The organism is Gordonia sesuvii (genome assembly GCF_036350415.1).
In the GTDB taxonomy this organism is placed as follows: domain Bacteria; phylum Actinomycetota; class Actinomycetes; order Mycobacteriales; family Mycobacteriaceae; genus Gordonia; species Gordonia sesuvii.
In genome coordinates this window covers 579191-592184 of the sequence record NZ_JAZDUF010000004.1, presented here as the reverse complement: position 1 = coordinate 592184, position 12994 = coordinate 579191, and the positions used below count along the sequence as shown (strand labels likewise).

The following is a 12994-nucleotide window of genomic DNA, read 5'->3' as shown; positions in this document are numbered from 1 at the left end:
ACTCCTGTGGCTGGTGGCTTATGCCTGGTCGACGGTGATGGTGAGGTTGCCGAGGCGGTCGATCTCGCCGGTGGTGTCGTGCGGGATCACCACCGTGGTGGTCGGCACCTCGATGACGGCGGGACCGGTGATGACGTGGCCGGCGCGCAGGCGCGCGTAGTCGTAGATGTCGGTGTCGACGAATCCGCGTCGGCCGTCGAGGCACACCTTGCGCATCCCGACGTGGGCGTCGCTCGGGTCGGCGGAGTCGGCGACAGCGAGTTCGGGCAGCTCCGGCGAGAACGGCAGCACACCGGTGCCCCGTACCCGGTAGGTGATGGCCTGGATGCCTGCTTCGCGGAACCCGCTGTCCTTGCCGTACAGATCGGCATACTTCTTCTCGAATGCCTCGGCGGCACCGGCGATCTCCGTCGAAGTGAGCGAGCCGTCGGGCAGCGGCGTGGCAACCTCGGCCAGCTGCATGGTGTAGCGCATGTCGATCTCACGCTCCATCACGATGGACGCGAAGTGCAGGCCCTGCCGGTCGAGTTGGTCACGAACCTGCTCCTCGAGCACCTTGAAGTTCTGCTCCACCCGGGCGGGGTCCAGCGGCATCGCGGCGGGGTCCGAGAGTTCCTTGGCGAGAACGATGTCCGACGATGCCAGGCCGTAGGCGGAGAACGCCGAGGCGACCTGGCCGAGCGGGACGACGACCCGCGATGCCCCGATCTCCTGGGCATAGAGGCCGCAGTGCGCGGGCCCGGAACCGCCGAAGGCGTAGACGATGAAGTTCCGCGGATCGTGGCCTGCCTCGACGACGGTCTTGCGCAGCAGGTCGCCGGTTTGGGCGTTCTGCACCGCGTAGATGGCGGCGGCAGCGTCCTCGACGGACAGGCCGAGTGGTTCCGCGATGCGGGTGCGGATGGCCTCGCGTGCCTTGGTGATGTCGAGTGCCTTACGCCCGCCGAGCAAGCCGCGTTCGGGCAGGATGCCCAGCACCAGGTTGGCGTCGGTGTTGGTCGGCTCGGTGCCGCCCTGGCCGTAGCAGGCGGGGCCGGGAACGGCCTGCGCACTGTGCGGGCCGATCTGCAGGTTGCCGCCGGCATCCAGCCAGGCGATCGCTCCGCCACCCGCGCCGATCGCGTGGACTTCGAGCGTGGGCACGTTGATCGGATGGTGGTTGATGATCGTCGTCGACGACCGCACCGGCTCGCCGTTGACGACCAGGCCGACGAGGAACGTCGTGCCGCCGGCGTCGGTGGCGATGATGTTGTCGTGGCCGAGTTGGCGGCCGAGCGACACCGAGCCGACGACACCGCCGGTGAGCACCGAACCCACAGTCGAGATCGCGTTGGCCGGCGCCTCCGACGCGGCCACCGCACCACCGTTGCTCTGCATCACCAGCAGCGGACCGGCCAGTTGGTGGTCGCGGAGTCGACCCTCGAGTTCGCCGAGGTAGTCGCGCAGGCCCGGCCCGATCTGGGTGCTCATGATGGTGGTCGCATTACGCGCGAACTCCCGGATGCGTGGACTGACCTCGTGCGAGAGCGACACGAACACCGTCGGGTCGATCTCGTGGACGATGTCGCGAATCCGCTGTTCGTGGGAGGGATTGCGGAACGACCACAGCAGCGACACCGCGATGGCGCTGATGCCCTGAGCGAGCAGTGTTCGCACGGCCGTTCGGACCTCGTCCTCGTCGAGGTTCACGATGACCCGACCGTCGCGGTCCACCCGCTCGGTCACCTCGAGCGCATGGCGTTTGTTCACCAATCCGTGGGACTTGCTCTGCGCCATCACGTTCTGCAGCTGCTCGGGCGACCGACCGAGGTAGCGGCCCTCCACGTTCATGATGTAGATCGAGTCGCGGTGACCTTTGGTGGTGAGGAACCCGACGTCGGGGACCTTGTTCATCACCAACGCGTTCAGCGACGACGTGGTGCCGTGCGCGATGTGATGGGTATCGGCGAGCATGTCGTCCAGCGGTCGGCCGAGTTGCTCGGCGAGCACCGCGAGGACATCCATCACGCCTTCGGAATAGTCGGGGGGTGTCGAGGGCGCCTTGCCGGCGACCACCAGGCCGTTCCCGTCGTCGAGGACGGCATCGGTGAACGTCCCACCGACGTCCACTCCGATCACGTATGCCATGGCCAGGTACTCCTTTGTCAGCTGGATTGACGTTGGCGTTGAGTATTCGACGCTCACGACTCGCTGTCAAGGCCTCGATGTGAGTCCGGTCACCCGATTGTGCCTGCGTCGCGCCTGTTTGCCCAGTTCAGGAAGGGTTGCAACGCACCCTTGACGAATTTTCGTTTGCGTCGAATAATTGTCATTGACGTCAACGCGGCGTCGCACGGCCCCTTCATCGGCCGAAATCGAAAGGACGACAGACACATGGGTGTCCATCGCATCGGCCTCGTGGTGCCGAGTTCGAACGTCACCGTGGAGACCGAGATGCCGGCGCTGCTGAACCGCCATCCGGTATCCGCGTTCTCCTTCCACTCGACCCGGATGCGGATGCATCAGGTGTCGGCCGAAGAACTCGCGGCAATGAATGCGCAGCGCGAACGCTGCGTCATGGAGATCGCCGACGCGTCGCCCGACGCGATCCTCTACGCGTGTCTCGTGGCACTCATGGTCGGCGGACCGGGCGAGCATCAACGCGTCGAGAGTGCCGTCGCCGAACAACTCGCCGCCGGTGGCTCCGACGCGATCATCCGCTCCAGCGCCGGTGCCTTGGTGGAGGCGTTGCGGGCGATGGATGGGCAGCGGATCGCGCTCGTCACCCCGTACCTGCGGCCACTCGCCGAGAAGGTCGTCGCATATCTGGAGGCCGAGGGCTTCACAGTCGTCGACTGGCGGGCCCTGGAGGTCGCCGACAACGCCGAGGTCGGCTGCATTGCGGGTGACCGGGTGATGGACGCGGCCCGATCGCTCGACCTCACCGACGTCGACGCATTGGTGCTGTCGTGCTGTGTGCAGATGCCGTCGCTGCCCCTGATCGACGATGCGGAACGCGAGTTCGGCATCCCGGTGCTGTCGGCGGCCACCGCCGGTGCCTACAGCATTCTGCGGGGCCTGGGCCTGTCCGCCTCGATCGACGGAGCCGGCAGTCTGCTGCGCGCCGACCTGGCTTCCGTACCCGCCTGAACCATTCCCGCTCAACCCAAGGAGTCATGATGAGCGAACTCGCCCACAAGGTGCGTGGCGTCGACCACGTCGCCTACCCGACCTTCGATCCGGCCGCGACGGTGCAGTTCTACCGCGACGTGCTCGGCTTCCCGGTGGTCCACTCGATCTGCGCGGCAGGGTGGGGACCGGACAAACACCCCGACTTCATCCACTTCTTCTTCGACATCGGCAACGACGACCGGCTCGCGTTCTTCTACTACTTCGGCCTCGAACCGTTCGACGGTGGACCGCAGGGTGATTCGTACTCGCGGTTCGCCGAGGACGTGCCGATCTGGTTCATCCGGTCCCGCCACCTGGCGATTCACGTCGACAGCGAGGAGGACCTCCTGGAGTACCGCCGTCGGCTCGACGGCAGCGAGTGGCCGGTGGAGATGCAGATCCAACACGAGACCATCGAATCGATCTACACCCACGACCCGAACGGCTACATGATCGAGGTCACCCGGGCGATGCGGCCGGTGACCCCCCAGGAGGACCTCGACGCCAATCTCACCATCGACGCCCTGATCGACGTTGTATCACAACCGAATCCGAGCATGGCCGCGCTGCTGGCGCGCAAGGCGGAGAAGATCGTCGAACGCGCAGCGACCTGGCAAGAGGAGCAAACCGAGCGTGAGGCGGTGTCGGTTCGATGACCACCCTGTTCATTCTGGACGTCCCCGAGAACAAGCCGGTTGCCGCGGTGGCCGGTGAAGACCCGGACGTCACCGTCGAGCACCTCGGACCGTATTTCCGCATCACCGCCGAAGGCACCATTGTCGTGGACCGACGCGCCACGGGCTGTCGGCATGCGGTCTGGTACAGCAGCGTCGCCGGTCTCCTCGATTCGCGGATCACCCAGTGGGACAAGGACGCACTGCGGGTCGAACCGAGTGTGGTGTCCGACCGATGATCGTCTCGACACCGCCCGCCACGAGTGGGATCGGCGCGGGCCGCTACATCGAGTCTGCCGAGCAGCCTGCGAACACGACGACGTCGGTGCACGAGTTGTCGACGGCCGACGGCGCGAAGGTCACGGGGGTGCTGCGCACGGTTCCCGGCGCGTCGACGGTGGTCGCGCTGATGCATCCCCGCCAGGATCTGACCCATCACGTGCTGGTGCCCGAGCTGCTCGCGCGCGGCTTCGCGGTGTGGACGCAGGGCACGCGATCGGTCAACAACGACTTGAACCTGGTCCATGAACAGGCCCTGCTCGACGTCGCGGCAGGTCAGGTCTATTTGCGCGACAACGACTTCGGCTCTGTTCTCGCGCTGGGACACTCGGGAGGTGGTGCACTGTTCGCCTTCTATCACGAACAGGCGGGACTTGCTCCGGCCGATCGTCTGACGGCCACGCCGGCCGGACGTCCGATCGATCTCGCCGGCGCCGACATGCCCGTTCCCGACGGCGCGATCTTCCTGGCCCCGCATCCCGGCCAGGGACAGCTACTGCTGCGGCTCATCGACCCGTCGGTGAGCGACGAGAGCGATCCGCTGAGTGTGAACCCCTCACTCAACCCGTTCGACCCGGCCAATGGGTTCGCCGAGCCGCCCGAATCGTCCTCCTACTCTGCGGAGTTCATCGAACGCTACCGCATCGCGCAGCGGGACCGGGTGGCGCGCATCGACGCTGTTGCTCGCGATTACGTCGCCGAATCAGGTCGTGCACGTGCGCACTTCGAGGTCTCCGGCGACCCGGCCGATCGTCGGGCGGCGTTGGCGCCGCGGGTGATGACCGTCTACCGCACCGACGCCGACCTCCGCTTCGTCGACCTGTCGCTGAGTCCGAACGACCGCCCGTACGGTTCGCTGTTCGGCCGTCGCCCCGACCTCACCGACTACGGGCTGGTCGGCTTCGGTCGACTGACGACTCCCGAGGCGTGGCTGTCCACCTGGTCGGGGTTGTCCAGCAATGCAGGCTTTCTCCGCTGCGCGCCAGGGGTGCAGGTGCCGACGCTGTTCGTCGAACTGACCGGCGATCAGGCGTGCTTTCCCGAGGACGCGGCAGAGATGGTGAACGCCCTCGGCGCGGATGATGTCGTCCACGTCCGCGTCGAGGGTACCCATTTCGGGGGTCCCATCCGGAAGGGCGCACCGACCGGTGCGAGCCTCGCGGCCGCCGAGATCGGTGGCTGGTTGGCGGATCGGTTCGCCACGGATTCCTGAGACGCAGGATGCGAGCCATCCCGGTTGCGTGACCCGACACGATGTGGGTACATCGAGGTGACTCCGAGTGAGAGGTGCCCCGTGCCCACGACCGCCGACCTACGTCCGGTCGCCGCGTGGGCCGCCACCTGCGCCGAGCGAGTGCTCCCGATCTTCGACGCGGCCGCCCCGACGGATGCCCGGGTCCGGCAGGCCATCGACGCGGCACGCGATTTCGCCGGTGGCCGTCCTCGGGACAGGGCACTTCGCGATGCGTCGTTCGGCGCCCATCGCGCCGCGGGTGCATACACCGACCCGGCCGCGCAGTCGGCCGCCCGGGCCGCCTCGATGGCCGCCGCGGTCGCCTACACGCACCTCGATCTCACCGGAACGGCAGCAGCCCGTCAGACCCGGCATCTGTTGGGTGCGGCGGCCTACGCGGCGCTGGCCACCGAACGTGCACACGGTGCGCAGGTCGCCGCGGAGGTCACCGCCCAGATGATTGCCGATGCCGACGAATCCGTCCGACAGATGGTCGGCGAGCTGCCGCCTTCGGTCGCCGGCGACACCACCCTCGGCCGTCTTCTGCGGGAACTCGATGTCGCACTCAGGCAGCCGTCCGGACCGTGAACCCGCGCTCGGACTCGGCGAGATCGCCGGTCTCGCCGGCGTTGTGGGCCCACCGCCCGAGAGTGAAGACGTAGACCAAGAAGCCGGTCCACGCGGTCACTCCGATCCCGATCCGGGCCCACGTGGGCAAGCTCGAGGGCGTCACGAACGCCTCGATCAGCCCGCAGATCAGGAGCAACACGACCAGTCCGAGCGCCACGCCGACTGCTGCGCGTCCTTCCTCACCCAACGACTGCACCCGCGTCCGGTCCCCCGGTGACACCCACGCCCAGAACAGTCGCAGTCCGACGCCGGCCGCGACGAACAGGCACGTCAACTCGAGCAACCCATGGGGAGTGAGGAGTCCGAAGAACAGGTCACCGCGGCCGTGGCGGATCATGATGGAGCCGATGATTGCCAGGTTCAGCATGTTCGAGTACAGCATGTAGACGACTGGCAGGCAGAACACACCGAACCCGATACACAGTGCGGCGAGCCAGAAGTTGTTGGTCCACACGCGAGCAGCGAACGATGTCGCCGCGTATTCGCTGTAGTACTCCTCGAAGTCGTTGTTCACCAGCTGCTCAATCTGTGCCTCGGACAGCAGCGAACTCTCGATGCGTGGGTGATCGAGCATCCACCAGCCCATCACGACCGCGGCACCGATGGATGCTGCCATCACCGACAGCCACCACCACCGTTGGCGATACAGCGCTGCGGGGAAGCTCCGCGCGAAGAACCGCCCCACGTCCGACCACGACATCACCCGGGTACCGGCGGCGCGGGACCGAGCGCGCGCCAACAGCGCCGAGAGGTAGGCGACCAGCGACGCGTCGGGTGCCGTCGACCGGATCACCGACAGATGGGTGGCCACACGCTGATAGGTGTCGACGATCTCGTCGGCGTCGGCACCGGTCAGCCTGCGCTGCCGGGTGAGTTGGTCGAGCCGCTCCCATGTCGCGCGATGTGCGGCCACATAGGCGTCGAGATCCACCGCCCCAGCGTAACCGGCTGCGGGATGTCGCCGCCCGGATCGTCATTCACGCGGTGCAGGAGGCTGCGCCCGCCGGCCGAGCGCGACTACGCTCTCGTTCATGTACGGTCCTGTCCCTCCGCCGACGGCGTCGCGCGGCGTGAGCGCGACGTACGGCGTGGGCCGCGACGACCTCGTCTCCGGTGAGGCCGTCGCCCTCGACCTCCCGCCGGCGGGGATCGGGCTGCGGATGGTCTCCGGGCTGATCGACCTCTTCCTGGGGTACACGGCATGGTGGGCGCTGCGGTGGCTGACCCTGAAGGTGTTCGGTGACACCGACTTCGCGATGCTCGTCGCGTCGCTGACCCTGTCGCTGATCACCGCCCTGGTCATCATCCCGACCACGCTGGAGACCGTCACCCGCGGCAAGACCGTCGGCCACTGGGTCACCGGCATCCGCACCGTCCGCGACGACGCTGGACCGATCGGCTTCCGGCATGCGCTGACCCGGGCACTGCTCGGCGTGATCGAGATCTACGGTTCCGGCGGCCTGCCGGCGCTCGTCGCGGCGGTCTGCACCAAGAAGGGCAAGCGCTTCGGCGATCTGCTCGCCGGCACCTACGTGATCCGCGACCGACACAAGCTCGACGTACCCGAACCCATCCCGATGCCGCCGGCGCTGGCCGGCTGGGCACAGACCGCGGACGTCGCGCCCCTGCCCGTGCACCTGGCGATCGCGGTCCGCCAGTTCCTCGGCCGCCGCGATCGACTGTCCACGCAGGCACGAATCCTCCTGGCGCAGCGGCTCGTACATGACTCCGCCCCGTTCGTCGCGCCCGCACCACCCACAGGAGCACCGGACGAGATGGTACTCGCGGCGATCATGGCCGAACGACGTCGTCGAGACTCCGAACGGATCGAGCGGGATCAGAGGTTGCGCCAGCGGTTGGTGCGCTGACCGCTCCCCTGTAGCGATACGTTTGACCGGCTTCCGGAATGGGCACGCTCACCACGTCCGCTTCACAACACGAGGTACGAGCGATGACCGAGCGATCGAACACCCGCCGGCGCCCCGCCGAGCATGCACGCCTGTTGAAGGGGATGGGGTTCGTCGGATACGGCGCCCTCATGGTGACCCTGGTCCTGGTCGCCGCCGCCGTGGGCAGCGCCGCCGGCGGACACTCCGCGGCGATCTGGTGGACGGTCGCGGCAGTGCTGGTCGCGATCGTCGCCGTCGCACTGCTCTTCGTGAGTCGCTACATCTCCGCCCGACAGCCCGGAGACACCCGAATCCAGCAGGATCCGCTGCAGCCCGAGGTGACCGCGGAGGAAGAAGAACACTACGAGGAGATGTACCGCGGCGACGACGACACCGGGCACACCCGGTGACCTGACGATCGCCGTCCGGTCATTTCAGGTCGGCACTCGACTTCCCCAACACCCGCCGCGCGATGATCAGCTGCTGAATCTGCTGGGTGCCCTCGAAGATGTCGAGGATCTTCGAATCGCGGGCCCACTTCTCCAGCAGCGACGTCTCCGAAAATCCTGCGGTGGCACCGATCTCGACGGCCTTGTTGGTGATGTCGGTGACGGTGCGCCCGGCCTTGGCCTTCGACATCGACGCCTCCGCCGAGTTCGGCTCCTTGTTGTCGGCCATCCACGCCGCACGTACCGTGTGCAACCACGATGCCTCCCAGTCGGATTCGAGTCGGATGAACTCGCACACCGACGCGTGCTGGGCCGCGGCGGACTTGTCGTAGTCGATCTCGTGGCCGGCTTCCTCGAGGATGCGGCGCAGCTCCTCGAGCGCGGCACGGCCCAGGCCGATCGCCATCGCGGCCACGACGGGGCGGGTGTTGTCGAAGGTCTGCATGACCCCGCCGAACGCCTTCTTGGTGTCCACCTCGGGTGAGCCGAGCAGGTTGTCGGCGGGGACGCGGGCGTTCTCGAACCGGATGACCGCGGTATCCGACGCCTTGATGCCCAGCTTGTGCTCGAGTCGTGCGACGGTCACTCCGTCGGTCGTCATCGGCACGACGAAACTCTTGATGGCCGCACGCCCGGCACTCTTGTCGACGGTCGCCCACACCACGACGTGGTCGGCGCGGGAGCCGGCGGTGACGAAGATCTTCTCGCCGTTGATGAGGTAGTCGTCGCCGTCGCGGGTGGCGGTGGTCGAGACCGCGGCCGAGTCGGAACCGAAGCTCGGTTCGGTGATCGCCATCGCCGCCCACACGCCGGAGAACTTCTCGAGCTGCTCGTCGTTGGCCACGGCGGCGATCGCCGCGTTGCCCAGGCCCTGATACGGGATCGACAGGAGCAGGCCGACGTCGCCCCAGCTCATCTCGCGCGCGGAGATCAGGGCGCGCATGTTGGAGCCGTTGACGGTGCCGGCGTCGCCGTCGGCGGACTCCCCGGCCTCGGCCTCTTTCTCCTGCTTACGGGCCTGCTGGGCGAGCTTGCCCAGCTCGTCGAGCTCGGTCGGGTACTCGTGCTCGGCTTGGTCGCACTTGCGGGAGATCGGCCGGAAGATGTGCTCGGCCGCCATGTGGGTGCGCTCGACCGTCGAATCGAACTTCGTCGGGAGCTCCAGGTTGATCGCCATGCCCGCCATCTTACTGAGCGGTAAGTTCTTTTCCAACCCCCGTTGAGGACTTAGGCTCGTACCCGTGGCCTACGACCTCGACCTCGCGTACCGGATTCGCGGGATGCTCTCCGAAGAGTGCGGTGTGGACGAGAAGTCGATGTTCGGTGGGCTGGCCTTCCTGATCAACGGCAACATGGCGCTCGCCGCCAGCGGTCAGGGCGGCATCATGGTCCGGGTGCCTCCAGAGGACACCGAAGGGCTCCTCGCCTTCGACAACACCGAACCGATGGTCATGTCGGGACATGAGCTGCGCGGCTGGCTGCGGGTCTCCAAGGACGGCATCCGCACCGAGCGCCAACTGCAGCGCTGGGTGACCCTCGGGTCCGACTACGCGCGCAAGTTGCCGCCGAAGTAGGCGGTTGAGACCGGTGGGGGCCATCGGTGGGGGCGGCCCTTCGTGACGGTTCTCCGCTAGCGCTCCGAACCTCCTCAGGGACCAGACAAGGCTACGGGACGACGTTGACCATCCGGCCCGGCACGACGATCACCTTGCGCGGTTCGCCGTCGAGCAGCGGCGCGATCTTCTCGTCGGCCAGGGCGGTGGCACGCACGGTCGCCTCGTCGGCGTCGGCGGCGACGGTGATGCGGCTGCGGACCTTGCCCTTCACCTGGACGGGGATCTCGATGGTGTCCTCCACCAGCCACTGCTCGTCGGCCTCGGGGAAAGGGCCGTGCACGAGCAGGGTCTCGCGCCCGAGGCGATGCCACAGCTCCTCGGCGACGTGCGGGGCCAACGGCGCCAGCATCAGCACCAACGGTTCGACGGCCGCACGCGGCGCACCGGACTTCTCGAAGTTCTTCGTCAGGTGGTTGGTGAGCACGGTCAACTTCGCGACCGCGGTGTTGTTACGCAGCTCGGCGTAGTCCTCGCGCACACCGGCGATCGTCTTGTGCAGCAACCGTGTCGTGTCGTCGTCGAGTTCGGCGTCGGCGCACCGTACCGACCCGGTCTCCTCGTCGACGACGAGACGCCAGATCCGCTGCAGGAAGCGCTGCGAACCCACCACATCCTTGGTGGCCCACGGCCGGCTCTGGTCCAGCGGACCCATGAACATCTCGTAGACACGTAGCGTGTCGGCGCCGTAGTCGCGGCAGATGTCGTCGGGCGCAACGGAGTTTTTGAGGGACTTGCCCATCTTGCCGTACTCCTGGGTGACCGGCTCGCCGTTGTGGAAGTACTTCCCGTCACGCTCTTCGACCTCGTCGGCGGGCACGTAGATGCCGCGGGCATCGGTGTACGCGAAAGCCTGGATCATGCCCTGGTTGAACAGCTTTCGGTACGGCTCACGACTCGTCACATAGCCGAGATCGAACAGCACCTTGTGCCAGAACCGCGAGTACAGCAGGTGCAGCACCGCATGCTCCATGCCGCCGATGTACAGGTCCAGGCCGCCTGGATCGTCGGGTCCGTGTAGCTCGGGCCGCGGGCCCATCCAGTAGGCCTCGTTCTCCTTGGCGCAGAACGTCTCGTCGTTGGTGGGGTCGATGTAGCGCAACTGATACCAGGAGCTGCCGGCCCACTGCGGCATCACGTTGGCGTCCCGCGTGTAGGTCTGCAGACCGTCGCCCAAGTCCAGTTCAACGGTCATCCAGTCGGTGGCCTTGGCCAGCGGCGGCGACGGCTCGCTGTCCGCGTCGTCGGGGTCGAAGGAGACCGGTGCGTAGTCATCGACCTCCGGAAGCTCCACCGGCAGCATCGATTCCGGGAGTGGGTGGGCCTGGCCGTCCGCGTCGTAGACGATCGGGAACGGCTCGCCCCAATACCGCTGGCGGGCGAACAGCCAATCGCGCAGCTTGTACTGGATCTTCCCGACCCCGCTGCCCTCTTTCTCCAGCCGATCGATCATCGCAGACTTCGCTTCGTCGACCGGCAGGCCGTCGAGGAAACCCGAATTGACCAGCGGGCCGTCACCGACGTACGCCTCGTTCTCGACGCCCTGCTCGGAGCCGATGACCTCACGGATCGGCAGCCCGAACGCCGAGGCGAACTCATGGTCGCGGGCGTCGTGGCCGGGCACGGCCATGATCGCGCCGGTGCCATAGCCCATCAGCACGTAGTCGGCGATGAACACCGGAACCTGTTCGCCGTTCACCGGATTGGTGGCGAAGGAACCGGTGAAGACACCGGTCTTCTCCTTGTTCTCCTGGCGCTCCAGATCCGACTTCGCCGCGATGGCCGCGCGATAATTCGCGATCGCGTCGGCGGGTCGCGCCGCACCGCCCGTCCACCGGTCGTCGACACCCTCGGGCCACGACGCCGCGGTCAGGGTGTCCACAAGTGGGTGTTCCGGCGCGAGCACCATGTAGGTGGCGCCGAACAGGGTGTCGGGACGGGTGGTGAACACCTCGATCGAGTGACCGTCGGCCTGAAATGTCACCTGGGCGCCACGGGAACGCCCGATCCAGTTGCGCTGCATGGTCTTCACCTGATCCGACCAGTCCAGCAGGTCCAGGTCGTCGATCAGCCGGTCGGAGTAGGCGGTGATCCGCATCATCCACTGCCGCAAGTGCTTCCGGAACACCGGGAAGTTGCCGCGATCGCTGCGGCCGTCGGAGGTGACCTCCTCGTTGGCCAGCACAGTACCCAGTCCGGGACACCAGTTGACCAGCGAATCGCTCTGATAGACCAGGCGATAGGAGTCGATGAGCTCGTTGCGCTCAGCCTTCGACAAGGCTGACCAGCCCCGGCCGTCGGCAGGTGTGCGTGCGCCGGAATCGAACTCGGCGATCAGCTCGGCGATCGGCCGCGCCTTCTGCTGGTCGGTGTCGTACCAGGCGTTGAAGATCTGCAGGAAGATCCACTGCGTCCAGCGATAGAACTCGACGTCGGTGGTGGCGACGCGGCGCCGCTCATCGTGGCCGAGTCCCAGCCGGCGGATCTGGCCGAGGTAGCGCTCGATGTTCGCCTCGGTCGTGGTCCGCGGGTGGGTACCGGTCTGCACCGCGTACTGCTCGGCGGGCAGGCCGAAGGAGTCGAAGCCCATCGTGTGCAGAACGTTCTTGCCCGTCATCCGTTGATAACGCGCGAACACGTCACTGGCAATGAAGCCCAGCGGGTGCCCGACGTGCAGCCCCGACCCGGACGGGTACGGGAACATGTCCTGGATGAACAGCTTCGACGGCGAATCGGGGGCGTCACCGCCGACGGCACTCATGTCGCCGGCGAGCGGTCCGACGGGGTTCGGCGCCTCGTAGGCATGCTGGTCTGCCCAGTTCCGCTGCCACCGGGTCTCGATCTCACCGGCGAGCTCCGCGGTGTACCGGTGGCCGGGCACACCCGCGTCGGTGGCCGTCGGTGCGGTGCGAGCAGAATCAGCTGAAGTCACCCGACCAGCGTAAATCGTCGGTTCTCGGCGGTCGTCGGGGGTGGTCTCGATACGCCTGCTCGCTGCGCTCGCGGGGCTACTCGACCAACGGAAGAAGCACGCCTGCTCGACCCACGGGAGGGGACGCCTACTCGACCCACGGGA

The 12994-nt window shown here is 67.1% G+C and carries 12 protein-coding genes; 8 read left to right on the top strand and 4 right to left on the bottom strand.

From position 1 onward, the window contains the following. Positions 1-18: 18 nt before the first annotated feature. The gene (locus VZC37_RS16555; protein WP_330433653.1) at positions 19-2127 is read right to left on the bottom strand and encodes a hydantoinase/oxoprolinase family protein; all 2109 of its coding nucleotides are present in this window, start codon (positions 2125-2127) and stop codon (positions 19-21) included. Between the two features lie 246 nt (positions 2128-2373). Here VZC37_RS16555 and VZC37_RS16550 point away from each other — a divergent pair, with 246 nt between their 5' ends. The 5 genes from VZC37_RS16550 (at position 2374) to VZC37_RS16530 (ending at position 5925) form a co-directional block, all read left to right on the top strand. Next, positions 2374-3129, top strand: a complete 756-nt coding sequence (locus VZC37_RS16550; protein WP_330433652.1) for a maleate cis-trans isomerase family protein — start codon at positions 2374-2376, stop codon at positions 3127-3129. A gap of 29 nt (positions 3130-3158) precedes the next feature. Next, positions 3159-3806: a VOC family protein gene (locus VZC37_RS16545; RefSeq protein WP_330433801.1), complete on the top strand. Its 648-nt coding sequence runs from the start codon at positions 3159-3161 to the stop codon at positions 3804-3806. Further along, positions 3803-4063, top strand: a complete 261-nt coding sequence (locus VZC37_RS16540) for a hypothetical protein (RefSeq protein ID WP_330433651.1) — start codon at positions 3803-3805, stop codon at positions 4061-4063. Before VZC37_RS16545 ends, VZC37_RS16540 begins: the two co-directional genes overlap by 4 nt. Further along, the gene (locus tag VZC37_RS16535; protein ID WP_330433650.1) at positions 4060-5316 is read left to right on the top strand and encodes an alpha/beta hydrolase; all 1257 of its coding nucleotides are present in this window, start codon (positions 4060-4062) and stop codon (positions 5314-5316) included. Before VZC37_RS16540 ends, VZC37_RS16535 begins: the two co-directional genes overlap by 4 nt. Positions 5317-5397: 81 nt before the next feature. Beyond that, a complete protein-coding gene (locus VZC37_RS16530) occupies positions 5398-5925 on the top strand; it encodes a putative immunity protein (RefSeq protein ID WP_330433649.1) in 528 nt (175 codons plus the stop codon). On the opposite strand, the gene VZC37_RS16525 is transcribed toward VZC37_RS16530, so the two are convergent. Next, positions 5903-6898: a stage II sporulation protein M gene (locus tag VZC37_RS16525; RefSeq protein ID WP_330433648.1), complete on the bottom strand. Its 996-nt coding sequence runs from the start codon at positions 6896-6898 to the stop codon at positions 5903-5905. The genes VZC37_RS16530 and VZC37_RS16525 overlap by 23 nt on opposite strands. Positions 6899-6998: 100 nt before the next feature. Between VZC37_RS16525 and VZC37_RS16520 the strand changes: the two genes are divergently transcribed. After that, positions 6999-7835, top strand: coding sequence for an RDD family protein (locus VZC37_RS16520; protein ID WP_330433647.1), 837 nt, complete (start codon positions 6999-7001; stop codon positions 7833-7835). An 83-nt stretch (positions 7836-7918) separates the two neighbouring features. Continuing rightward, positions 7919-8266, top strand: coding sequence for a hypothetical protein (locus VZC37_RS16515; RefSeq protein WP_330433646.1), 348 nt, complete (start codon positions 7919-7921; stop codon positions 8264-8266). A gap of 19 nt (positions 8267-8285) precedes the next feature. Here the strand turns inward: VZC37_RS16515 and VZC37_RS16510 are convergent, their stop codons facing one another. Continuing rightward, complete coding sequence (locus VZC37_RS16510) at positions 8286-9482, bottom strand: acyl-CoA dehydrogenase family protein (RefSeq protein WP_330433645.1); 1197 nt, start codon at positions 9480-9482, stop codon at positions 8286-8288. 64 nt (positions 9483-9546) lie between these two features. On the opposite strand from VZC37_RS16510, the gene VZC37_RS16505 reads away from it, so the two are divergent. Then, complete coding sequence (locus VZC37_RS16505) at positions 9547-9879, top strand: TfoX/Sxy family protein (protein WP_330433644.1); 333 nt, start codon at positions 9547-9549, stop codon at positions 9877-9879. Between the two features lie 91 nt (positions 9880-9970). On the opposite strand, the gene leuS is transcribed toward VZC37_RS16505, so the two are convergent. Next, complete coding sequence (gene leuS / locus VZC37_RS16500) at positions 9971-12850, bottom strand: leucine--tRNA ligase (protein WP_330433643.1); 2880 nt, start codon at positions 12848-12850, stop codon at positions 9971-9973. Between the last annotated feature and the right edge of the window lie 144 nt (positions 12851-12994).